Source organism: Telluria sp. Soil_C_11 (assembly GCF_057657395.1).
Genome location: NZ_JBDGIN010000001.1, coordinates 539,285 through 561,040 on the forward strand (window position 1 = coordinate 539,285; position 21,756 = coordinate 561,040).

Annotated in this window: 19 protein-coding genes and 2 tRNA genes; 12 read left to right on the forward strand and 9 right to left on the reverse strand. The window is 65.8% G+C overall.

What is annotated here, in order from left to right; genetic code table 11:
* Nucleotide 1 precedes the first annotated feature (1 nt).
* A complete protein-coding gene (locus tag AC3A6M_RS02310; RefSeq protein WP_487851118.1) occupies nucleotides 2-3,118 on the forward strand; it encodes an efflux RND transporter permease subunit in 3,117 nt (1,038 codons plus the stop codon).
* 27 nt (nucleotides 3,119-3,145) lie between these two features.
* Here AC3A6M_RS02310 and AC3A6M_RS02315 read toward each other — a convergent pair whose 3' ends face one another.
* The 6 genes from AC3A6M_RS02315 to AC3A6M_RS02340 form a co-directional block, all read right to left on the reverse strand.
* The gene (locus tag AC3A6M_RS02315; RefSeq protein WP_487851119.1) at nucleotides 3,146-3,328 is read right to left on the reverse strand and encodes a hypothetical protein; all 183 of its coding nucleotides are present in this window, start codon (nucleotides 3,326-3,328) and stop codon (nucleotides 3,146-3,148) included.
* A 72-nt stretch (nucleotides 3,329-3,400) separates the two neighbouring features.
* Complete coding sequence (gene xerD, locus AC3A6M_RS02320; RefSeq protein ID WP_487851120.1) at nucleotides 3,401-4,306, reverse strand: site-specific tyrosine recombinase XerD; 906 nt, start codon at nucleotides 4,304-4,306, stop codon at nucleotides 3,401-3,403.
* A complete protein-coding gene (locus AC3A6M_RS02325) occupies nucleotides 4,279-4,809 on the reverse strand; it encodes a methylated-DNA--[protein]-cysteine S-methyltransferase (RefSeq protein ID WP_487851121.1) in 531 nt (176 codons plus the stop codon). Before AC3A6M_RS02325 ends, xerD begins: the two co-directional genes overlap by 28 nt.
* A 319-nt stretch (nucleotides 4,810-5,128) precedes the next feature.
* Complete coding sequence (locus AC3A6M_RS02330; RefSeq protein WP_487851122.1) at nucleotides 5,129-6,409, reverse strand: TRAP transporter large permease; 1,281 nt, start codon at nucleotides 6,407-6,409, stop codon at nucleotides 5,129-5,131.
* Complete coding sequence (locus AC3A6M_RS02335; protein ID WP_487851123.1) at nucleotides 6,406-6,972, reverse strand: TRAP transporter small permease; 567 nt, start codon at nucleotides 6,970-6,972, stop codon at nucleotides 6,406-6,408. Before AC3A6M_RS02335 ends, AC3A6M_RS02330 begins: the two co-directional genes overlap by 4 nt.
* 111 nt (nucleotides 6,973-7,083) lie before the next feature.
* Nucleotides 7,084-8,088: a TRAP transporter substrate-binding protein gene (locus AC3A6M_RS02340; protein WP_487851124.1), complete on the reverse strand. Its 1,005-nt coding sequence runs from the start codon at nucleotides 8,086-8,088 to the stop codon at nucleotides 7,084-7,086.
* A 128-nt stretch (nucleotides 8,089-8,216) separates the two neighbouring features.
* On the opposite strand from AC3A6M_RS02340, the gene AC3A6M_RS02345 reads away from it, so the two are divergent.
* The 3 genes from AC3A6M_RS02345 to AC3A6M_RS02355 all read left to right on the forward strand — a co-directional run bounded on the left by AC3A6M_RS02345 (nucleotide 8,217) and on the right by AC3A6M_RS02355 (nucleotide 11,354).
* The gene (locus AC3A6M_RS02345) at nucleotides 8,217-10,223 is read left to right on the forward strand and encodes an ATP-binding protein (protein WP_487851125.1); all 2,007 of its coding nucleotides are present in this window, start codon (nucleotides 8,217-8,219) and stop codon (nucleotides 10,221-10,223) included.
* 19 nt (nucleotides 10,224-10,242) lie between these two features.
* A complete protein-coding gene (locus tag AC3A6M_RS02350) occupies nucleotides 10,243-10,839 on the forward strand; it encodes a response regulator transcription factor (protein WP_487851126.1) in 597 nt (198 codons plus the stop codon).
* A 161-nt stretch (nucleotides 10,840-11,000) separates the two neighbouring features.
* Nucleotides 11,001-11,354 carry a DUF3052 family protein gene (locus AC3A6M_RS02355; protein WP_487851127.1) on the forward strand — a complete coding sequence of 118 codons (354 nt, stop codon included), beginning with the start codon at nucleotides 11,001-11,003 and terminating at the stop codon, nucleotides 11,352-11,354.
* Here the strand turns inward: AC3A6M_RS02355 and queG are convergent.
* Nucleotides 11,351-12,463, reverse strand: a complete 1,113-nt coding sequence (gene queG, locus AC3A6M_RS02360) for a tRNA epoxyqueuosine(34) reductase QueG (RefSeq protein ID WP_487851128.1) — start codon at nucleotides 12,461-12,463, stop codon at nucleotides 11,351-11,353. The two genes, AC3A6M_RS02355 and queG, sit on opposite strands and share 4 nt — an antisense overlap.
* 34 nt (nucleotides 12,464-12,497) lie before the next feature.
* Between queG and tsaE the strand changes: the two genes are divergently transcribed.
* From tsaE to AC3A6M_RS02375, 3 genes are all read left to right on the forward strand, one after another.
* A complete protein-coding gene (tsaE, locus tag AC3A6M_RS02365) occupies nucleotides 12,498-12,983 on the forward strand; it encodes a tRNA (adenosine(37)-N6)-threonylcarbamoyltransferase complex ATPase subunit type 1 TsaE (RefSeq protein WP_487851129.1) in 486 nt (161 codons plus the stop codon).
* Entirely contained in the window at nucleotides 12,947-14,374 is a 1,428-nt protein-coding gene (locus AC3A6M_RS02370) for an N-acetylmuramoyl-L-alanine amidase (RefSeq protein WP_487851130.1), read from the forward strand. Before tsaE ends, AC3A6M_RS02370 begins: the two co-directional genes overlap by 37 nt.
* Nucleotides 14,375-14,517: 143 nt before the next feature.
* Nucleotides 14,518-15,351, forward strand: a complete 834-nt coding sequence (locus AC3A6M_RS02375; RefSeq protein ID WP_487851131.1) for a D-hexose-6-phosphate mutarotase — start codon at nucleotides 14,518-14,520, stop codon at nucleotides 15,349-15,351.
* 112 nt (nucleotides 15,352-15,463) lie between these two features.
* On the opposite strand, the gene AC3A6M_RS02380 is transcribed toward AC3A6M_RS02375, so the two are convergent.
* Both AC3A6M_RS02380 and AC3A6M_RS02385 read right to left on the reverse strand, forming a co-directional pair.
* Entirely contained in the window at nucleotides 15,464-16,579 is a 1,116-nt protein-coding gene (locus AC3A6M_RS02380) for a carbonic anhydrase (RefSeq protein ID WP_487851132.1), read from the reverse strand.
* A 121-nt stretch (nucleotides 16,580-16,700) separates the two neighbouring features.
* On the reverse strand, nucleotides 16,701-17,345 hold the full coding sequence (locus AC3A6M_RS02385) for a VTT domain-containing protein (RefSeq protein ID WP_487851133.1): 645 nt from the start codon (nucleotides 17,343-17,345) through the stop codon (nucleotides 16,701-16,703).
* Between the two features lie 158 nt (nucleotides 17,346-17,503).
* Here AC3A6M_RS02385 and AC3A6M_RS02390 point away from each other — a divergent pair, with 158 nt between their 5' ends.
* From AC3A6M_RS02390 to AC3A6M_RS02410, 5 genes are all read left to right on the forward strand, one after another.
* Complete coding sequence (locus tag AC3A6M_RS02390; RefSeq protein WP_487851134.1) at nucleotides 17,504-18,424, forward strand: peptidylprolyl isomerase; 921 nt, start codon at nucleotides 17,504-17,506, stop codon at nucleotides 18,422-18,424.
* A 136-nt stretch (nucleotides 18,425-18,560) separates the two neighbouring features.
* On the forward strand, nucleotides 18,561-20,525 hold the full coding sequence (mutL, locus tag AC3A6M_RS02395; RefSeq protein ID WP_487851135.1) for a DNA mismatch repair endonuclease MutL: 1,965 nt from the start codon (nucleotides 18,561-18,563) through the stop codon (nucleotides 20,523-20,525).
* Between the two features lie 7 nt (nucleotides 20,526-20,532).
* Nucleotides 20,533-21,492, forward strand: coding sequence for a tRNA (adenosine(37)-N6)-dimethylallyltransferase MiaA (gene miaA, locus AC3A6M_RS02400; protein WP_487851136.1), 960 nt, complete (start codon nucleotides 20,533-20,535; stop codon nucleotides 21,490-21,492).
* Between the two features lie 43 nt (nucleotides 21,493-21,535).
* A tRNA-Met gene (locus tag AC3A6M_RS02405) sits at nucleotides 21,536-21,612 on the forward strand.
* 66 nt (nucleotides 21,613-21,678) lie between these two features.
* Nucleotides 21,679-21,755, forward strand: a tRNA-Met gene (locus tag AC3A6M_RS02410).
* Nucleotide 21,756: the final 1 nt, after the last annotated feature.

A 21,756-nucleotide genomic window follows, 5' to 3' on the forward strand; every position in this document is an offset into this window, starting at 1 on the left:
CATGTGGATGACCCGTGTCAGCATCAAGCACCCGGTGTTCGCGACCATGGTGATGGTCGGCCTGATGGTGCTCGGCCTGTTCTCCTACCGTAGCCTGGGCGTGGAGAGCATGCCGAACATCGAGATCCCGGCCGTGTGGATCGAGACCAGCTATCCGGGCGCCTCGCCGGAGCAGGTCGAGAACGACGTCACCCGCCCGCTCGAGGAAGCGGCGAATACCGTCGGCGGCATCAAGACGATCCGCAGCAATTCCTGGGAAGGCCACTCCGGCATCGGCGTCGAATTCCAGCTGACGGTCGACATGGACCGCGCCGTGCAGGACCTGCGCGACCGCATCGGCACCGTGCGCGGCGGCTTCCCGCGCGAAGTCAAGGAACCGGTCGTGTTCCGCCAGGAGGGCGAGAACGCCCAGCCGGTGCTGCAGGTGGCGCTGACCTCGTCGGAACGCAGCCTGCGCGACCTGTCGATGCTGACCGACCAGGTGATCGTCAAGCGCATCCAGGCCGTGGCCGGCGTCGGCCAGGTGCGCGTCAACGGCAAGCAGGCGCGCCAGGTGCTGGTCGACATCCGCCCCGAGCAGCTGCGCAGCCTGCACGTCGGCATCGACGAAGTGATGACCGCGATTACCGCCACCAACGCCAACCTGCCGGCCGGCCGCATCAGCCGCGGCGAACGCGAAAACCTGGTGCGCATCGAAGGCAAGATGAAGGAAGCGGCCGACTTCAAGCGCATCATCGTCGCCAAACGCGCCAACGGCCCGGTCTACCTGAGCCAGGTCGCCGACATCTCGGACGGCGCCGCCGAGGAAGACTCGATCTCGCGCGTGAACGGCGAGCGCGCCATCTCGCTGGAGATCGCCAAGGTGCAGGACGCGAACACGGTCGAAGTCGGCGTCAACGTCAAGAAGGCGATCGAGACGATGAAGGAGACCCTGCCGAAGGACGTCCAGTTCCGCATCCTCGAGGACGTCTCGGGACGGGTGCAGCACCAGGTCGACAACGTGAAGGAAACCATCATCGAGGGCGCGGTCCTGACCATGCTCATCGTGTTCCTGTTCCTGCACTCCTGGCGCAGCACCGTCATCACCGGCCTGACCCTGCCGATCTCGGTGCTGGCCAGCTTCATCGCGATGAAGTACTTTGGATTTACGCTCAACTTCCTGACCCTGATGGCGCTGTCGCTGTCGATCGGCCTGCTGATCGACGACGCCATCGTGGTGCGCGAGAACATCGTGCGCCACTCGGCGCTGGGCAAGAGCCACGCGCGCGCCGCCGAAGACGGCACCAACGAGATCGGCCTGGCGGTGATGGCCACCACCTTCGCGATCGTCGCCGTGTTCGTGCCGATCGCCTTCATGAAAGGCATCATCGGCCGCTTCTTCCTGCAGTTCGGGATCACCGTGGCGGTGGCGGTCATGGTGTCGCTGTTCGTCAGCTTCACGCTGGATCCGATGCTGTCGTCGGTGTGGCCGGATCCGGCCAAGGACCGCTTCAAGTACCTGCCCTGGCTGGGCCGCCTGATGGCGCGCATCGAAACCGGCATCGAACACGTGCACGGCTGGTATGCAAAGGTGCTGGGCCTCGCGCTGGCCTGGCGCAAGTCGACCCTGGCGCTGGCGTTCGCGCTGTTTGCCGGCAGCCTGCTGCTGGTGCCGATGATCGGCGGCGAATTCGTGCCCCAGGTCGACAACGGCTTCATCCAGCTGAAGTTCAAGACCCCGGTCGGCTCCAGCCTCGACTACAGCGACGCCAAGGTGCGCCAGATCGAAGCCGCGCTCGGCGAGTTCAAGGAAATCGAGAGCATGCAGACCATCGTCGGCGCCTGGGAGGGCCGCAACAGCTCGATGGTCAACCTGAAGCTGACGGACGTGCGCAAGACCCACCGCCGCTCGCAGGAAGAGATGGAAAAGGTGATCCGCGACCGCCTGTCGTCGATCGCCGGCATCAGCATGACCGTCGGCAACCGCCCGATCTTCATCGCCATCCTCGGCAGCGACGAATCGAAGCTCGACATGGTCGCGCACCGCCTGATGGACAAGATGAAGACCATCAAGGGCGTGGCCGACATCGAGTACAGCCAGGAAGGCGCGAACCCGGCCACCATCATCAAGATCAACCAGGAACTGGCGACCGACCTGGGCCTGAACGTGCAGCAGATCGGCGCCGCCCTGCGTCCCTTCGTGGCGGGCGACCAGACCAACCGCTGGCTGGCGCCGGACGGCCAGAACTACGAGGTCAACGTGCAGCTGCCGAAGTCCGGCCGCGAGAAGGTGGCCGACCTGGCCGACCTGTCGGTGGCGTCGAGCAAGCTCGACGCAAGCGGCAACCCGATCATGGTGCCGCTGCGCCAGGTGGTCGAGTTCGTGCCCTCGACCAGCCCGCAGGTGCTGAAGCGCCAGGCGCTGGAGCGGCGCGTGGCAATCTACGCCGGCTTGGAGGGCCGCCCGCTGGGCGACGTGATGGGCGACGTCGACAAGGCGATGAAATCGATCGACATGCCGGACGGCGTGCGCTTCGACGTCGGCGGCCAGGCCCAGCAGATGGACGAGACCATGGGCGGCTTCGCCGTGGCGCTGGGCATCGCGGTGATCTTCATCTACCTGGTGCTGGCCTCGCAGTTCGGCAGCTTCCTGCAGCCGATCGCCATCATGGTGTCGCTGCCGCTGTCGATGATCGGCGTGCTGCTGGCCCTGCTCGTCACGAAGAGCACGCTGAACATCTTCTCGGTGATCGGTATCGTGATGCTGATGGGCCTGGTGACCAAGAACGCGATCCTGCTGGTCGACTTCGCCAACCACGGCCAGCGCGAGGGCAAGGGCCAGTTCGCGGCGCTGATGGAAGCCGGCCAGGTGCGCCTGCGCCCGATCCTGATGACGACCCTGGCGATGATCTTCGGCATGCTGCCGATGGCGCTCGGCCTCGGCGAAGGCGCCGAGAACCAGGCCCCGATGGGCCGCGCGGTGATCGGCGGCGTGATCACCTCGACCCTGCTGACCCTAGTGGTGGTGCCGGTGGCTTATACCTACCTGGACAGCCTGGGCAAGCGGGCCAAGCGGTGGTTCCAGAAGGGGCATGAGGCCGAGCCTGCCCCGGATGTTGCGGAAGGACAGCCTACCTGAACGGGGGTAGCGGAAACGACGGGATAACTAAGCCGACCCCTGCTCCGCCTCGGCCGCCGCCCCCGAATCCGCATCCTCTTCCGGAGAAGCATCGCCCTCCTCCCCCTTGTGCTGCTTGGCTTCCTGCTTGCGCCGGGCCTTTTCTTCGGCCTTCTTTTTCTTTTCCAACTCTCGTTGCCGCTTTTCGTACTGGAAATTCGTCTTGGCCATGGTGTCCTCGTGCGCTATCTGTCAATGCCGACTGGTCCATTATGACCCACTCTACCCGCCAGGTCTTGAGAATTAACCACGCGGGTGGTGCTGGGCATGCAGGTGTTTCAGGCGCTCGCGCGCCACGTGGGTGTAGATCTGGGTGGTCGAGATATCCGAATGTCCCAGGAGTAGTTGTACCACGCGAAGGTCGGCGCCGTGGTTCAGCAAATGGGTGGCGAAGGCGTGGCGCAGCGTGTGCGGCGACAGCGGGGCCGTGATGCCCGCCCGGGCCGCATGCTTTTTAATGACGATCCAGAACATCTGGCGCGTCATCGGCCCGCCGCGGCCGGTCACGAACAGGGCGTCGTCCATCTGCCCGTTCAGGATCGCCCCGCGCGCTTCCTTCATATAACGATCCAGCCAGTGGCGCGCCTGCTCGCCGAACGGCACCAGCCGGGTCTTGCTGCCTTTGCCGGTAATGCGCAGCACACCGTCGTTCAGGCTCAGCTCGACCACCTTGAGGGTCACCAGTTCGGATACCCGCAGGCCGCTCGCATACATCAGCTCGAGCATGGTGCGCTCGCGCAGGCCGAGCGGGGTCGACACGTCCGGCGCCGCCAGCAGGGCCTCGACCTGGGCTTCGGTGAGCGTGTGCACGAAGCGGATCGGCTGCTTCGCCGAGGCCATGTTCAGGCAGGGGTCGTGTTCGATGCGGCGCTCGCGCAGCGCCAGCTGGTAGAAGCGCTTCAGCACCGACAGCCGCCGGTTGGCCGAGCTGGGCTTGGTGTCCTCGTGGCGCTCGGCGAAATAGGCGGCGATGTCCTGCGGCTGCACCGCATGCAGGCTGGCGCAGTCCGGGCGTCTGGTTTCCAGCCAGCCGGCGAACAGGCGCAGGTCGCGGCGGTAGGCGTCGAGCGAGTTCTTCGCCAGGCCGTGCTCGAGCCAGAGCGCGTCGCAGAAACCGTCGATCAGGGAAAGATTGACTGCTGCTGCCATGGAACGTCGGCCGGAAGCGCGCCCTCGTGGCGCAACAGCCAGCGCTTGACCGTGAGCGTGAAGCCGTGTTCGTCATCGCTGCTGGCAAAACCGCCCAGGCCGCCGCTTGCGGTCACGCGGTGGCAGGGAATCACCAGCGGGAACCAGTTGGCGCCGCAAGCCTGGCCGACCGCGCGCGGATGCGATTCCAGCAGCTTGGCGACCTGGCCGTAGGTAAGCACCTTGCCGCGCGGGATCGCGCAGATCGATTCCCAGACCCGGCGCTGGTAGGCGCTGCCGGCCTCGGCCAGCGGCAGGTCGAAGCGGAAATCGGGATCGGCGAAGTAGCGCGCGACCTGCTGCGCGGCCTGTTCGGCGGCCGCATCCTGCGGCGCCTTTTCCTGGTAATGCGGCGGCAGGTAGACCAGCTCGCGTACCCGTTGATCTTCCGTACGGATGCCCATGGCGCCGAACGGCGCGCTGACGATGGCGCTGAAGAGCTCGCTGCCCTGTTGTGTGTTCATCGATGCAGTGTAGCCACTCGGCAGGCTGCGAAGCAAGCCCCTCTTTGGGGCGAAAGATAAAAAAAACGCACCCTCGTGGGGTGCGCTTCAGTCGGTCACGTTTGCGGCCACTCGGTCAATGCCGGCGGCATCTATAAAACGTGTGTCTCCTCATACTTTTCTCCGGCGACTCCACTGCTGGATTACCGATTTTTTGTGCTTCTCCCCAAACTCTGTATCCGGGCTTTTCGAATGCACCACGCTGGTGCCAAAGCTGCGCCATCATAACGCATTCGAATAAGAAAAGCGTAGTTTTTTATATACATTCACGAAATATATTTCAGCTATAAATCATGTGCGGGAGCCACAGGGAGATCGCCGGGACGTAGGTGACCAGCAGCAGGAAACCGATCATCGTCAGCAGCCAGGGCATCACGGCCACCGTCAGTTCGGAGATACCCATCTTGGTCACGCCCGAGGCCACGTACAGGTTCAGGCCGACCGGCGGGTGGCACATGCCGACTTCCATGTTCACGACGATGATGATGCCGAAGTGGACCGGGTCGATGCCGAGCTGGACCGCAACCGGGAACAGGATCGGCGCCATGATCAGCACGATCGAGGAAGGCTCCATCACGTTACCGGCCAACAGCAGCAGCAGGTTCACGACCAGCAGGAAGCTGATCGGGCCCAGGCCCTGGCTGGTGAGCCAGCCCGCCATCGCCTGCGGCACGTTCTCGCTGGTCATCAGGAAGGAGAACAGCACGGCATTGGTGATGATGTACAGCAGCATCGCCGACATCGCCGCCGAATCCAGCAGCACCTTGCCTACTTGCACCAGCTTCAGGTCCTTGTAGACGAACACGGCGATCACGAAGGCATACACGGCCGCGATGCCCGCCGCTTCGGTCGGGGTGAACACGCCGCTGTAGATGCCGCCCATCACGATCACGATCAGGAACAGGCCCCAGGCGCTGCGGCGGAAGGCAGCGATGCGCTCGCCCCAGGTGGCACGCGGCATGCGCGGGTAGTCGTGCTTGCGGGCGATCACCCAGGTGGTCAGGCCCAGCATGAACGCCAGCAGCAGGCCCGGCACCACGCCGGCCATGAACAGCTGGCCGACCGAGGTGTTGGTGGTCACCGAATACATCACCATCACGATCGACGGCGGGATCAGGATGCCGAGCGCGCCCGAGGTGGTGATCACGCCGGCGCCGAAGCGCTTCGGATAGCCCTGCTTGACCATGGCCGGCAGGATGATCGAGCCGATCGCCACTACCGTGGCCGGGCTCGAACCCGAGACCGCGGCGAACAGCGCGCAGGCCAGCACGCCGGCCAGCGCCAGGCCGCCGTGCCAGTGGCCGACCATCGAGGTGGCGAAGTTGATCATGCGCCGCGCCACCCCGCCGTGGGTCAGGAAGTTACCGGCCAGGATGAACAGCGGGATCGCCATGATCTCGAAGTTGTCGATACCGGTGAACAGCTTCATCGCCACCGACTCGATCGGCACGTGCGTCATGGTGAACAGGAAGGTCAGCACCGTCAGGCCGAGCGAGATGGAGACCGGCATGCCGGTCAGCATCAGGACGATCAGCAGCGCGAAAATGATGGCGGCGTTCATGTGGATTTCCTTGCATCTTCGATTTCGTCTTCCAGGCCTTCGACGTAGGCATGGTCATGGCGCGGCAGTTCGCCGTTGCGGACAAAGTGCCAGGTCACTTGCAGGAAGCGGAAGCACATGAGGTAGGAGCCGAGCGGCAGCGCCATGTAGACGATCCACATCGGGATTTCCATGTCGGCCGAGGTCTGGTCGGTGCCGGCCAGGCGCAGGATGAAGTTGAGGCCCAGGGTGCCGATGATGCCGGTGAACAGCGCGCCGGCCAGCAGCGCGAACACGATCATCTTGTTGCGCCAGCGTTCCGACAGGCGGTTGACCAGCACGTCGACGCCGACGTGGATGCCGGTCCGCACGCCGTAGGCGGCGCCGAACTTGGCCATCCACACGAACATGAAGGTGGACAATTCCTGGGCCCAGCTGGTATTCAGGCTGATGAGCCAGTCCTGCAGGCCGGGGATCGGCAGGCCGGAGAGGTAGCGGTGCAGCACCGCGATGAAGATGATGAGAGTGGCGCACGCCATCAGGCTGGCGATGATCCACTCTTCGAGGCGATCTAGGATTTTCATGGGAGTCCTTGGCAAACCACGTCGTTCCCGCGCAGGCGGGAACCCAAGTCTGCATGCCACGCGACGGCGCATCGAACCGGGGTTCCCGCCTGCGCGGGAACGACGAGACTATTACTGAACGGAAGCCGTAGCCTTGTTGATCGTATTGATCAGCTCCGGCCCGACGCGGCCGGCCATCTGCTTCTGCACCGGCAGCAGCACCTTGCGCCACTCGGCCTGCTCCTGCGCGGTCGGGGTGTAGATGGTGGTCTTGCCGGCCTTGCGGATGGCGTCCAGCGCGGCGTCGTTGTCCTGCTGGGCGATCGCCTTCTCGTACCTGGTCGCCTCGTTCATGGCCTGCTGCAGCTGGCCGCGCACGTCGGCCGGCAGGCCGTCCCAGAACTTCTTGTTGACGATGACCGCGTAGCCCAGGTAGCCATGGTTCGACATGGTCACGTGCTTCTGCACCTCATGCATCTTCTGGGTGTACATGTTCGACGGCGGGTTCTCGGTGCCGTCCACCACGCCGGTCTGCAGGGCCTGATAGACTTCCGAGAAGGCCAGCACCTGCGGGTTGGCGCCCAGCGCGCGCATCTGCGCGTCCAGCACCTTCGAGCTCTGGATGCGCATCTTCAGGCCGCGGAAGTCGGCCGGCACGTGCAGCGGCTTGTTGGCCGACATGATCTTGAAGCCGTTGTCCCAGTAAGCCAGGCCGGTGATGCCCTTCGGCTCCAGCTTCTGCAGCAGGCCCTTGCCGATCGGACCTTCGGTCACGGTGTACAGCGCGGTCTTGTTCGGGAAGATGTACGGCAGGTCGAATACCTCGAATTCCTTCACGCCCAGCGGCGCGAACTTGGCCAGCGACGGCGCCAGCATCTGGACCGCGCCCAGCTGCAGGGCTTCGAGCTCTTCCTTGTCCTTGTACAGCTGGCTGTTCGGGTAGACTTCGACCTTGACGCGGCCGTGGGTCATTTTCTCGGCGAGGTCCTTGAAGCGCTCGGCGGCACGGCCTTTCGGGGTGTCGGTCGCCACGACGTGGCTGAACTTGATGACGATGGGGGCCTGCGCCGATGCGTTGAGCGCGAAGCTGGCGCCTGCGAACAATGCCAACGCCGCGACCACGGATTTGATCCTCATGATGTCTCCTTTTTTATATAAGTAGGTATAGTTTTTGTTTATTACTGGAGTCTGATGAGCTTTTGCCGAGATTGCTATTGTGGAAAACCACAATAGGCTGCCCGGCGGTAAAAGTATCACGTTATGGCATGAAGAACCCATTCTCGATCCCCCGGCCGGTGCCGGACGGCCCGTGGCGCTGGCTGGTGCCGGTGCTGCTGGTGCTGCTGTTCCTGCTGGTCCTGCTATGGCTGCCCTGGCAGGCGCGCCAGATGGAAGCCAACGAGCGCCAGGAACAGCTGATCGCCGACACCCTCTGGGTCGAGCAGACCCTGCGCTTCGAACTGGCGCGCAGCGAGGAAGCGCTGGCGACCCTCGGCGTCGACCTGGCCGCCGACACGCCGCCCACGCCGCAAGTCCTGCAGGCCCGCCTGGCGCAGATGTTCAAGAATGGCCATGAGCTGCGCCGCGTGGCCTGGCTGGACGCCAGCGGCCGGCTGCTGGCCGTGCGCGGCGCCGAGATGCCGGGCGAGCCGACCCAGTCCTCGCGCGAGGCCCAAGCGATGTCGCGCACCACCCACAGCGGGCGCTACAGCGATCCCTACGGCCCCTCGTCCGGCCTGCGCGGCTTCGTCGACTACCACCTGCCGCTCTACCGCCACGACGGCAGCTTCGCCGGCAGCCTGGTCGCCACCTACAGCCTGCAGACCCTGCTGGACGAGAACGTGCCCTGGTGGTTCGCCCAGGACAACGCCCTGTCCCTGCTCGACCGCGACGACCACGTGGTGGCCCAGCGCGCCGCCGGCGGCCCGGGCCGCGGGGTCTACAGCCACAAGCGCGCGCTCGACCTGCCGGGCGGGCAGATCGTGCTGGCCACCGACAGCGTGAAGGGCGCGCCGAAGCTGCTGCCGAACCTGCTGGTCGGCTCGGTGATCGTGCTGGCGCTGGGCCTGGTGCTGTCGCTGGCGGCGCTGTGGCGCCATATCGCGCGCACCGTCGCCGCCGAGAACGCGCTGCGCCAGCAGATGGCTTTTCGCACGGCGATGGAGAATTCGCTGCTGACCGGCCTGCGCGCGCGCGACCTGGAAGGCCGCGTCACCTACGTGAATCCGGCCTTCTGCCGCATCGTCGGCCTGCCGATCGGCGAACTGCTCGGCAAGAAGCCGCCCATGCCCTACTGGGCGCCGGAGGTGATGGACGATTACGAGCAGCGCTTCCGCAAGGTGCTGGCCGGCCAGGCCACGCCGCAGTTCGAGACCGTTTTCCAGCGTCCCGACGGCACGCGCGTACCGGTGCTGGTGTTCGAGGCGCCGCTGGTCGACAGCCTTGGCCGCCACACCGGCTGGATGAGCTCCATCCTCGACATCACCGATCGCAAGCGCGCCGAGGAACTGGCCCGCCAGCAGCAGGAAAAGCTGGAGACCAGCGCGCGCCTGGCAACCATGGGCGAGATCTCGTCGATGCTGGCGCACGAGCTGAACCAGCCGCTGGCGGCCATCTCCAGCTACACGGCGGGCGCGCTGAACGTGCTGGCGCGCGCGGAAGGCGGCGCCGCCTCCGCCGCCCCGCTCGACGCCGGCATGCTGAAGCGCGCGCTGGAGCAGGCCAATGCCCAGGCCCGGCGCGCCGGCCAGATCATCCGCAGCGTGCACGAATTCGTGAAGAAGCGCGAACCGCGCCGCGAGAACGTCACCGTGCAGCATGTGGTGGACGGCATCCGCGCGCTGGTCGACCTGCAGGCGCGCCAGCGCTACGTCACGCTGCAGGTGGACGTGCCGCCCGACCTGCCGCAGGTAGCGGCCGACCGCGTGCTGCTCGAACAGGTGCTGCTGAACCTGACCCGCAACGCGACCGAGTCGATGCAGGACATCGACCGCGAGCGCCGCGTGCTGCGCATCACCGCCGCCCACGACGAGGAACGGGGCCAGGTGTCGGTGTCGGTGATCGACAATGGCCACGGCATCCCGCCCGAGGTGGCCGAACGCCTGTTCTCGCCCTTCTTCTCGACCAAGGCCGAGGGCATGGGCATGGGCCTGTCGATCTGCCGCACGGCCATCGAATTCCACGGCGGCACCCTCACCCATGCCGACAATCCGGGCGGCGGCACGGTGTTCACGTTCACGCTCCAGCAGGCGCAGGCTACAATATCCACCTGAACAGTCGGAGCCCAACACCATGCTGCACATCGTCGACGACGAAGACGTCATCCGCGACGCCCTCGAATGGCTGGCGCAATCGCGCGGATTGGTCGCGCGCGGCTATGCCGGCGGCCAGGCATTTCTCGACGCCCTCGCCGCGCAGCCGGATGCGAGCGGCGCGCAGTCAGGTGAATGCGTGCTGCTGGACGTGCGCATGCCCGGCATGAACGGCATCGCCGTGTTCGACCAGCTGGTGGCGCGCGGCCTGCTGGCGCGCCTGCCGGTGATCTTCCTGACCGGCCATGCAGAGGTGCCGATGGCGGTGGATTCGCTCAAGCGCGGCGCCTTCGACTTCTTCGAAAAACCCTTCAACGACAACCAGCTGATGGACCGCGTCGAGGAAGCCCTGGCCAAGTCGCGCCAGGCCGCGGCCTCGAGCGCGGTGCGCGAACGCCTGGCCACGCTGTCGGCGCGCGAACGCGAAGTCCTCGACCTGATCCTGGCCGGCAACATGAACAAGGTCGTGGCCGACAAGCTGGGCATCAGCATGCGCACGGTGGAAGTGCATCGCGCCCACATCTTCGACAAAATGCAGGTCAAGACCGCGGTCGAGCTGGCCGGTTTGTTGAAATAATTCCCTTCAGTACTTTTCGCCCGGGACCCGCGCACGGCAGGTTTTGTCCGCTGTGTTTCAGTGGTTCGCTTGTAAAATCTACTTGAACACGCCGTGGTCGAATTGACCACGCGATCATTACTTAGGGAACACAGATGAGCGAAAAGACGATTGCAGACAAAATGTTCTTGCGGAACGCGAAATCGATGCTGATCCTGAACGGCAACGTCCATCCAGGCATGGTGTCGCAGATGCCGCCCAACCTGATCAAGAACGACCAGGAGCAGGTGGACGTCGTGCTGCTGTTCGCCATGAACCGCAAGGAACTCGAACAATATTTCCCGACCGCGAAAGCGCGCCTGGGCGAAAAAGGCTCGCTGTGGGTCGCCTACCTGAAGCAGACGGCATCGAAGGCGACTGATATCAATCGCGACTCAATCAATGCCTATGCAAAGGAAAACGGTATCACAGGCGTGGCCATGATCTCGATCGACGGCGACTGGTCGGCGCTGCGCATGAAGCGCATCGAAATTTAGACGGCGACGCCGTGGCGCGCCAGGGCCCAGCCTACATGCTCGCGCACCAGTGCCGACGGATGATCGAGCCGGGCCCGTAGCGCCGCCACGATGCGCTGGTCGCCTTTGGCGCCATCCGCCGCATTCCCCATGCCCACCGCCAGGTTGCGCAGCCAGCGCTCATGGCCGATCCGGCGGATCGGACTGCCCTCCATGCGGCGGTTGAATTCCTCTTCTTCCCACCCGAACAATTCCACCAAGCCAGCTGTGCCCAGGCCGTTACGCTCGTCGAAATCCGGCAGCGCGGCGCGGCGCGCGAACTTGTTCCAGGGACAGACCAGCTGGCAATCGTCGCAACCGTAGATGCGGTTGCCGATCAGCGGCCGCAGGTCTTCCGGGATGCTGCCCTTCAGCTCGATCGTCAGGTAGGAGATGCAGTGCCGTGCGTCCAGCCGCCCCGGCCCCAGGATCGCGCCGGTCGGGCATGCGGTGATGCAGGCCGTGCACTGGCCGCAATGCGCGCCCGTCGCCGCGTCGACCGGCAGGGGCAGGTCGACCAGGATCTCGCCGATGAAGAAAGTCGAGCCGGCTTCGCGCGACAGCAGCAGGGTATGCTTGCCGCGCCAGCCCAGCCCGGCCTTTTCCGCCAGCGGCAATTCCATCACCGGCGCCGAGTCCGTGAACACGCGGAAGCCGTACTCTCCGGACACGCCGCGGATGCGCTCGGCCAGCTGCTGCAGGCGGTTGCGCAGCACCTTGTGGTAGTCGCGGCCGCGGGCGTAGAGCGAGACCACGGCCGCCTGCGGATCCTGCTGGCGCAAGCGTTCGCGCGCGCGCCAGTCGGCGTCCGGGTTGCCGTCGGCCGAGATGGGCAGGTAATCCATGCGCGCGACGATCGCGCGCACCGTGCCCGGCACCAGCTCCGCCGGCCGGGCGCGCTTCATGCCGTGGCTTGCCATATAATCCATCTCGCCATGGTGGCCGGCATCCAGCCAGGCCTGCAGGCCGGCTTCGTGGCGCGCCAGGTCCACGTCCGCGATCCGCACGTCGGCAAAGCCGAGCTCCGCGCCCCAGGCCTTGATGGCGCGCGCGAGTTCGTTCAGGTCGGGTTTGGTATCGGATTCGGGCATGGCAAACATCACTCATTCTAATCCCGCAGCACCTATGCAACAACTGAACGCTTATCTCGACGACGAAGCGGCGACCCAGGCCCTGGGCGCCGCCCTGGCGCGCGCGCTGGTCCCCGGCCTCGTGGTCTACCTGCACGGCGACCTCGGCGCCGGCAAGACCGCCCTCACGCGCGCCCTGCTGCATGCCGCCGGCCACAAGGGCGCAGTCAAGAGCCCGACCTATACCCTGTCCGAGCCCTACCGCATCCATCTGGATGGCCAGCCCGTCAACCTGATCCACTACGACCTGTACCGGATGTCCAGCCCGGAAGAATTCCTGGATGCGGGCTTCCGCGAAGACTTCGACGGCAGGAATATCTGCATCGTCGAATGGCCGGAAAAAGGCGATCCGGTGTTGCCGCCACCCGACGTCAAAGTGTTGCTTACCGTCAGCGGACACGGTCGTCATGTAGAATTGCAGGCGTTGTCTGAATTGGGCCTGCTATGCCTCGAACGCCTGCACTACCCCCCGACTCCCTGATTCCCGGTTCGCCCAAGCGCCGCGCTACCCTGAAGGCCGGCGGCACGCTGCTCCTGTCCGTCCTCGCTCCCGCCCTGCTTCCCGCGTCGGCCATGGCCGCGCAGATCATGGCCGTGCGCGTGTGGCCGGCCGACGAGTACACCCGCGTCACCCTGGAAAACGACGGCGAGCTGAAGACCTCCCACCTCATGTTGGCCGATCCGCCGCGCCTGGTGGTCGACATCGAGGGACTGGCGCTGAGCGACACCCTGAAAAGCCTGGTCGCCAAGGTCGAGTCGAACGACCCCTACATCGAGCGGATAAGAGTCGCCCAGAACCGCCCGAACGTGGTGCGCCTGGTGTTCGACCTCAAGGAAGAGGTCAAGCCGCAGGTGTTCAACCTGGCGCCGGTGGGCGGCTACCGGCATCGCCTGATCTTCGACCTGTACCCGGTGCGCCCGGTCGATCCGCTGGCGGCCATGATCGCCAAGGAGAACTGGTCCGACGGTGAGGTGGCCGCCGCCACCCCGGCCCCGGCGCCCCAGCCGGGCGACGCCACGGTCGGCCAGGCCGGCCCCGACGCGATCGCCCGGCTCGAAGCCGACGCCGCCCGCGCCGGCAGCACCCCGGCCCAGCCGCAGCCGACCGCGCCGCAATCCCAGCCGCAGCCGCGCCCGCCGGCGCAGGGCAAGGGCAAGGTCGTGCGCATGGTGACCATCGCCCTCGACCCCGGCCATGGCGGCGAGGACCCGGGCGCGACCGGCGCCACCGGCGTGCACGAGAAGGACATCGTGCTGGAGATCGCGAAGCGCTTGAAAGGAAAATTGGAAGAGCTGCCGAACACGCGCGTGATGCTGACCCGCGACGCCGATTTCTTCGTGCCGCTGGGCCAGCGCGTGGAAAAGGCGAGGAAGGTGCAGGCCGACCTGTTCGTCTCGATCCACGCCGACGCCTTCATCCAGCCATCGGCGCGCGGTTCTTCGGTGTTCGTGCTGTCGGAAAAGGGCGCCAGCTCGAGCGCGGCGCGCTGGCTGGCGAACGACCAGAACAAGGCCGACCTGATCGGCGGCGTCAACCTCGGCACCCAGGACAAGCAGCTGGCCAGCGTGCTGTTCGACCTCTCGACCACGGCCCAGATCAACGACAGCCTGAAGCTCGGCAAGGCCGTGCTGAGCGAGATCGGCGGCATCAACCGCCTGCACAAGGGCTCGGTCGAGCAGGCCGGCTTCGCGGTGCTGAAGGCGCCGGACATTCCCTCGATCCTGGTCGAGACGGCGTTCATCTCGAACCCGGAGGAAGAGGCCAGGCTGAAGGACGACGCCTACCAGAACCAGCTCGCGGACGCGATCACGAAAGGCATCAAGCGCTACTTCGCGTACAATCCGCCGCTGGCGAAGAGCCGAATGACTTAACCTAATATAGGAACCTCGCAAAACCGTCGCGAGCGGCGGCATTTTTGGTCGAGAAGCGCAGCTGTACGAGCAGTACAGCGAGCATCGCAGACCAAAAAGGCAACGCGCAGCAGGTTTTGCGAGGTTCCGTCTGGAGGATTGTCGTGAGCGCTACTACCACCCAATTCGGGCAGTTGCCCGCCCTGCTGCTGCGTGCGCCGGACGGCGCCGAAGCGACTATCACCCTGTACGGCGCCCACCTGGTGTCCTGGAAATCCGTTTCCGGCACCGGCGCCGCGCCGCAGGAACGCATGTTCATGAGCAGCCTGTCCGCGCTCGACGGCAGCCGCGCCATCCGCGGCGGCGTGCCGGTGATCTTCCCGCAATTTGCCGAACGCGGCGCCGGCACGCGCCACGGCTTCGCGCGCACCAGCACCTGGCGCGTGCTCGACAGCGGCGAACAGGACGGCGCCGCCTTCGCCGTGCTGGGCCTGGACCAGGACGACCTGTCGCCCCAGGCATCGAGCGCCTGGGCCTACGCCTTCGAACTGGCGCTGCGGGTGTCCGTGCGCGACGCCGAGCTGGTCATGACGCTCGACCTGCGCAACACCGGCGCCCATCCCTTCCCCTTCTCCGCCGCCCTGCACACCTACCACCTGGTCGAGGACGTCGAAGCCGTGCGCATCGACGGCGTGCAGGCCGAGACACTGGCCATCACCGACAAGCTGGACCAGGTGTTCGAGGACATCGCCGGCCCGATCACCTTCGACAACGGCGCCGACAAGCTGCTGCTGCAGCAGAACGGTTTCACGGATGCGGTGGTGTGGAATCCGGGCGCGGCCGATGCCGCGGCCCTGTCCGATATGGAAGACGAAGAGTACCGGCGCTTCGTGTGCATCGAGCCGGCCTTGCTGGGGCCGCTGACCTTGCAGCCCGGGGGGCATTGGCACGGGGAGTACCGGATTACGCCGGCAGTCCCGATTACGCAGGTAACCTAGATCCGTCGTTCCCGCGAAGGCGGGAACCCAAGTGGGATGCGTTTCGTTCGCTCTGGCAGAACTTGGGTCCCCGCCTGCGCGCGGACGACGTTTGCAAAGTGCGCGGCCTGGCTTAGTTCGACTCCTTGATCATCCGCCCCGAAGTCGACTGCACCGGCCGCGCATTCAGCGGATACAGCCGCGAGAACAGCGCCATCTGCGCCGGCGAGGCCTGGCGCGGCTGCTTGAACACCATCCACAGCACGCCTTCGGTGCAGGGCGGCTCGGTCAGCGAGCCCATGTAGGTGAAGTACTCGCGCTTTTCCGGCAGCGCCTCGTTCGGGTCGATCACGATCGAGGGTGACACCACTTCCTGTTTTTCCAGCGGCAGGTTGTCCCAGATGGTCTGCATCAGGCTGTGCGGCTGGCCGCGCTCGAGCAGCACGGCGATGATCGCGATCTTGCCTTCCGCGCTCTTGTGGACCAGGTGCATGACCATTTCCGTGCCCTTGCCGTTGATCTTCTCTTCCGACGGGCGGTGGAAGTGGAACTGCTGCAGTTCGTAGGTCTGGTTGCCGACCGTGATGAAATTGCCGCCGCCGACCGTCACCTGGATCGTGTGGCCGTTGTTCACTTCGTTGAACGAGGACGGGTGGTAGTCGAAGCCGATCTGCTCGAGGTTGACCTTGATGCCGTCGCGCAGGTCGATCGGCGACTGGCGGTTGCCGCTGCCGCACTTGGCCCAGTCGACATTGATCTTCGACCAGTTGGCCGGACCCAGCTCGCCTTCATACGACCAGACGGTGCCGTGCTTGGGCGCGGCGGCCAGGATGGCGGCAGCCGCGGCGGCTTTCTCTTCCTCGCGGCGCCGGGCATCGGCAATTTTCTTCGCGCGCGCGGCCGCGCTGGCGCGCGCCTGCTGGCGCTCGCGCAGCTCGGCCAGGCGCTCGGCGATCCTGGCCGAGAGCGCGACTTCGGCCTCTTCTTCCTTGTCGGCCTGGGCGGCAGCCGGCGCCGGTGCAGCCTTTCTGGCCGGAGCCGCGTCTTTGGCGGATTCCTTGGCCGCTTCCTTGGCCGATTCCTTGGCGGATTCTTTGCCGGCGTCCCTGGCCGGGGCGGCCGGCAGCGACGCGGACGCGGGGCGGGACACGGAGGCCGCGAGTTTGGCTGCAGCGGCGGGAGCAGGATCGTTCGCGCTTGCGCTGAGAACGACGCAGCTGCAAGCGATCAGGGCGATCAGGTTACGCATGGGATTCCAGTAGTGTTGCTGTCCCCTGCTTTATCGGCCTGACCGACAGTAAACTTGAGCCTTGTAAACGGACAGCGCGCCGTCGACGCGGCGCGCTGGCAAGAATGGCAAGTGCCGCGCTTCAGCGGCTGAGCATGCGGCGCCCGAACTTGTACAGGCCGCCCAGCGCCAGCGGCACGATGGCCGCGCCGACGCCGACCAGGACGATGGCGGTCAGGTGATCGCGCACCACCGGGATATTGCCGAAGAAGTAGCCGGCGGTCACGAGGCCGGCCACCCACAGCACGGCGCCGGTGATGTTGAACATCTGGAAGCGCGTGTGCGTCATGTCCGAGACCCCGGCCACGAAGGGCGCGAAGGTACGCACCACCGGCACGAAGCGCGCCAGGATGATGGTCTTGCCGCCGTGCTTCTCGAAGAAATCGTGGGTGCGCTTCAGGGCGTCCTTGTTCAGCCAGCGGTAATCATGGGTGAACACGCGGTGGCCGATGGCGCTGCCGATGTAATAGTTCAGGGTGTTGCCGGTGACGGCGGCAACGATCAATAGCAGCATCAGGAGCGGATAACTCATCTCGCCGGTGGCGCAGAAGGCGCCGGCGATGAACAGCAGGGTGTCGCCGGGGAAGAAAAACAGCACCACGAGACCGGTCTCGCAGAACACGATCGCGAACAGGACCGCGTAAACATACACGCCATACAGGTTCAGCAGGTCGGCTAAAGTTTTATCGACATGCAGGAGCATGCCGAAGAGTTGCATCAGATCCATGATTGTCCTAAACGGTAGCGCCGCATCATACCATCAGACCGCCGGCAGAAAATGGCCGGTTTATCAACTTCTGGTAGAGAATTGCCACCATCCGCAAAAGTTTTTGGATTGTCAAATTTCCGGATTACAATCATTGACAAATAAACGACGGAGACGACATGCAGTCCGTGCAGAAAAAACTCATGGGAGCCCTGGTGCTGGGCATGACGGCGATGCTGGCGGCGGGCGCGAAGGAACTGCCGCCCAAGCCCAGCGTCGGCGACGTGCTGAAGGGATCTAAGCCGGGCGACTGGCGTCCGCTCGACGCCGACAACACCTTGTACCTGGAACTGCCGCAAGGCCGCGTGGTGATCGAACTGGCGCCGCGCTTCGCGCCGAACCACGTCAGGAACATCAAGGCCCTGGCGCGCGAGCACTACTACGACGGCCTGGCGATCGTCCGCTCGCAGGATAACTTCGTGGTCCAGTGGGGCGACCCGCACGAAGACGACGAGCAGGTGCGCCAGGTGAAGAGCGCGCAGAAGACCCTGCCGGGCGAATTCACCGTCCCCTTATCGAACGACAAGCAATTCACCCGCATGCGCGACGTCGACGGCTTCGCGCCCCAGGTCGGGCATTCCGGCGGCTTCCCGGTCGGGCGCGACCCGAAGGCCGGCCAGACCTGGCTGGCGCACTGCTACGGCATGGTCGGCGTGGCCCGCGGCAACGAGTCGGACAGCGGCGGCGGCACCAGCCTGTACGTCGTCACCGGCCACGCGCCGCGCCAGCTCGACCGCAACATCACCGTGGTCGGCCGCGTGGTGGCCGGCATGCCGATCCTGTCGACGCTGCCGCGCGGCCCGGCGCCGATGGGCTTCTACGACCAGCCGGGGATGCAGGTGCCGATCGGCGCCGTGAAAGTCGCGGCCGACGTCCCGGAAGCCGAGCGCATCCGCCTCGAAGTGCTGCGCACCGAAACCCCGACCTACCAGGCCGTCCTCGACGCCCAACGCAATCGCGGCGGCCCATGGAACAAGTACTCGCCGAACTACCTGGACCTCTGTAACGCGCAAATTCCCGTGCGCGAGCAAAAACTTTGATTTGTCTAAAACCGGGGTCAGACTCCCGATTTTGGCAATTTCTCAAGGTTAGTTGCCAAAATCCGGAGTCTGACCCCGGTTTGGGAAAAATCAAACACTCGCGGTTTGCGGCTGGGCGGCGAGCTATAATTTGTGGATGAACGCCCCGGCCCCCACCCACCGCCCCATCCAGCAGCTTCCTGACCAGCTCATCTCGCAGATCGCCGCCGGCGAAGTCGTCGAGCGGCCCTCGGCCGTGGTCAAGGAATTGCTGGAAAACGCGCTCGACGCCGGCGCCACCCAGGTCACGATCCGCCTCGAGGAAGGCGGGGTCAAACGCATCGCCATCACCGACAACGGCCGCGGCATCCCGCCGGAAGAGCTGCCGCTGGCACTGGCGCGCCACGCGACCTCGAAGATCGCCTCGCTGACCGATCTCGAGAACGTCAACACCCTCGGCTTCCGCGGCGAGGCGCTGGCCTCGATCGCCTCGGTGGCGGCGGTGTCGATCACCTCGCGCACGGCGAACGCGCCCCACGCCTGGGAAATCGTCGGCTCGCACCAGGGCACCGTCTCGCCGTCGTCGGGCGCCTTCGGCACCACGATCGACGTGCAGGACCTGTACTTCAACACGCCGGCGCGCCGCAAGTTCCTGAAGTCCGAGCAGACCGAATACGGTCACTGCGCCGAGGTCGTGCGCCGCATCGCGCTGGCGCGCCCGGACGTCTCGTTCAGCCTGACCCACAACGGCCGCACCATCGACCACTGGAACGTCAGCGAGCCCGCCAAGCGCAGCGCCCAGATCCTCGGCAACGACTTCGCCGAAGCGCGCCTGCACCTGGACGAAGCCGCCGGTCCGCTGCGCCTGCACGGCTACGTCGGCCTGCCGACCGCGTCGAAGGCGCGCGCCGACGGCCAGTTCTTCTACGTGAACGGCCGCTTCGTGCGCGACAAGCTGCTGGTCCACGCAGTGAAGGCCGCCTACGAAGACGTGCTGCACGGCGACCGCTTCCCGTCGTATGTGCTGGCGCTCGAGCTGGACCCGGCCATGGTCGACGTCAACGTGCACCCCTCGAAGATCGAGGTGCGCTTCCGCGACAGCCGCGCCGTCCACCAGTTCGTGTTCCACGCGGTGCAGCGCGCGCTGGCCCAGACCTCGGCCACGGCCCACGGCAACGCGCCGGCGCCGGTCAGCGCGGCCGAGATCGCGCCATCGTCGGGCGCGTCCTGGGGCGGCGGTTTCGGGCGCGACTCCGGAGGCGGCGCAAGCCCTGCCTGGCGCCGCCCGCACGAGCAGACGTCGTTCGGATCGCAGCTGACGCCATCGTCGCCGTATGCCTCGACCTTCTCGCCCTCTCCCTTCCCGGCCGGCAGCCGCTGGGATGCGCAGGCGTCCGGCGGCGGCGTCGCGCAGCGCACCGAGAGCTACGGGGCGCTGTTCACCGGTCTCAAGGACGAGGCGCCGGCCAGGCCTGCATCGACCGGTTTCGAGCTGCCCGCAACGGCCACGCCCGCCCACGACGACGACTTCCCGCTCGGCTTCGCCCTGGCCCAGCTGCACGGCATCTACATCCTGGCGCAGAACCGCAAGGGGCTGGTGCTGGTCGACATGCACGCGGCCCACGAGCGCATCCTCTACGAGCAGCTGAAGAACGCGCTCGATGCCCAGGCCGGCGGCGAGCAGATGCAGGTGCAGCAGATGCTGATTCCGGTGACCTTCTTCGCCGACGCCGTCGAAGTCGGCACCGCCGAGGAAAACCAGGAGACACTCAAGTCGCTCGGCTTCGACATCGCCGCCGTCTCGCCGACCACGCTGGCCGTGCGCGCCGTGCCGACCCTGCTGAAGAACGCCGATGCGCAGACGCTGGCGCGCGACGTGCTGCGCGACGTGCGCGAATACGGCGGCTCGCGCGTGCTGATCGAACGCCGCAACGAACTGCTCGGCACCCTCGCCTGCCACACGGCGGTGCGCGCCAACCGCATCCTGTCGGTGCAGGAGATGAACGCCCTGCTGCGCCAGATGGAAGCGACCGAACGCGCCGACCAGTGCAACCACGGCCGCCCGACCTGGGTGCAGCTGGAAATCTCCGCGCTGGATAAACTGTTCCTGCGTGGTCAATAAAGCATTGATGAGTACCAGTCACAAATCGATGGCAGTCGCCATCATGGGTCCGACCGCGTCCGGCAAGACCGCCGCGGCGCTGGCCATCGCGAAGGAGATGCCGGTCGAGATCATCTCGGTCGACTCGGCCCTGGTCTACCGCGGGATGGACATCGGCACCGCCAAGCCGACCGCAGAAGAACTGGCCAGCGTGCCGCACCACCTGATTGACATCATCGACCCGCTCGAGTCCTATTCGGTGATGCAGTTCCGCGAAGACGCGATCCGGCTGGTGGCCGAGATCCAGGCGCGCGGCAGGCTGCCGCTGCTGGTGGGCGGCACGATGATGTACTTCAAGGGCCTGGTCGACGGCCTCGACGACCTGCCGACCGCCGACGCCGGGGTGCGCGCCCGCATCGACGCGGAAGCCGCGCGCATCGGCTGGCCCGGCATGCACGCCAGGCTGCGCGAGCGCGATCCGGCAACCGCGGACCGGCTGGCGCCGAACGACGCCCAGCGCATCAACCGCGCGCTGGAGATCATCGAACTGTCGGGCAAGCCGATGTCCGAGCTGCTGGCCAGGCGCGACAAGCCGGAGCTGCCGTTCGAGCTGCTTTCGCTCGCGCTGGAACCGTCCGACCGCACGGTGCTGCACCAGCGCATCGCGCTGCGCTTCGACCAGATGCTGGGCGAACGCGACGACCAGGGCATCGTGGCCGAAGTGGCAAGGCTGCGCGCGCGCGGCGACCTGCACCTGGGCCTGCCGTCGATGCGCTGCGTCGGCTATCGCCAGAGCTGGGAATACCTCGATGGCCTCTACGACCGGAGGCAGCTGCGCGAAAACGGCATCGTCGCCACCCGCCAGCTCGCCAAGCGCCAGCTGACCTGGCTGCGCTCGATGCCGGAGCGGATCGTGGTCGATTGTCTGGCCAGGAATGCAACGGAGCAGGTTCTCGGCGCACTGGACAAGCACACCCGCAGCGCGTAACCTTGACAGTTCTGGGTGCGGCCTTCATAATGCACCCCGTTTCGGTGATATAGCTCAGCTGGTTAGAGCACAGCACTCATAATGCTGGGGTCGGTGGTTCAAGTCCACCTATCACCACCAGATTTCAAGCGGAATGGCTTGGCTCTTCAAAGGCTGAGCCATTTTGTTTTTAGGTCCGTTTTAGATGGTGATATAGCTCAGCTGGTTAGAGCACAGCACTCATAATGCTGGGGTCGGTGGTTCAAGTCCACCTATCACCACCAC

Bases quoted from the DNA above. Each gene is read 5' to 3' on its own strand.
- AC3A6M_RS02310 (WP_487851118.1), top strand. From the start codon at position 2: ATGTGGATGACCCGTGTCAGCATCAAGCACCCGGTGTTCGCGACCATG.
- AC3A6M_RS02315 (WP_487851119.1), bottom strand. From the start codon at position 3,328: ATGGCCAAGACGAATTTCCAGTACGAAAAGCGGCAACGAGAGTTGGAA.
- xerD (WP_487851120.1), bottom strand. From the start codon at position 4,306: ATGGCAGCAGCAGTCAATCTTTCCCTGATCGACGGTTTCTGCGACGCG.
- AC3A6M_RS02325 (WP_487851121.1), bottom strand. From the start codon at position 4,809: ATGAACACACAACAGGGCAGCGAGCTCTTCAGCGCCATCGTCAGCGCG.
- AC3A6M_RS02330 (WP_487851122.1), bottom strand. From the start codon at position 6,409: ATGAACGCCGCCATCATTTTCGCGCTGCTGATCGTCCTGATGCTGACC.
- AC3A6M_RS02335 (WP_487851123.1), bottom strand. From the start codon at position 6,972: ATGAAAATCCTAGATCGCCTCGAAGAGTGGATCATCGCCAGCCTGATG.
- AC3A6M_RS02340 (WP_487851124.1), bottom strand. From the start codon at position 8,088: ATGAGGATCAAATCCGTGGTCGCGGCGTTGGCATTGTTCGCAGGCGCC.
- AC3A6M_RS02345 (WP_487851125.1), top strand. From the start codon at position 8,217: ATGAAGAACCCATTCTCGATCCCCCGGCCGGTGCCGGACGGCCCGTGG.
- AC3A6M_RS02350 (WP_487851126.1), top strand. From the start codon at position 10,243: ATGCTGCACATCGTCGACGACGAAGACGTCATCCGCGACGCCCTCGAA.
- AC3A6M_RS02355 (WP_487851127.1), top strand. From the start codon at position 11,001: ATGTTCTTGCGGAACGCGAAATCGATGCTGATCCTGAACGGCAACGTC.
- queG (WP_487851128.1), bottom strand. From the start codon at position 12,463: ATGCCCGAATCCGATACCAAACCCGACCTGAACGAACTCGCGCGCGCC.
- tsaE (WP_487851129.1), top strand. From the start codon at position 12,498: ATGCAACAACTGAACGCTTATCTCGACGACGAAGCGGCGACCCAGGCC.
- AC3A6M_RS02370 (WP_487851130.1), top strand. From the start codon at position 12,947: ATGCCTCGAACGCCTGCACTACCCCCCGACTCCCTGATTCCCGGTTCG.
- AC3A6M_RS02380 (WP_487851132.1), bottom strand. From the start codon at position 16,579: ATGCGTAACCTGATCGCCCTGATCGCTTGCAGCTGCGTCGTTCTCAGC.
- AC3A6M_RS02385 (WP_487851133.1), bottom strand. From the start codon at position 17,345: ATGGATCTGATGCAACTCTTCGGCATGCTCCTGCATGTCGATAAAACT.
- AC3A6M_RS02390 (WP_487851134.1), top strand. From the start codon at position 17,504: ATGCAGTCCGTGCAGAAAAAACTCATGGGAGCCCTGGTGCTGGGCATG.
- mutL (WP_487851135.1), top strand. From the start codon at position 18,561: ATGAACGCCCCGGCCCCCACCCACCGCCCCATCCAGCAGCTTCCTGAC.
- miaA (WP_487851136.1), top strand. From the start codon at position 20,533: ATGAGTACCAGTCACAAATCGATGGCAGTCGCCATCATGGGTCCGACC.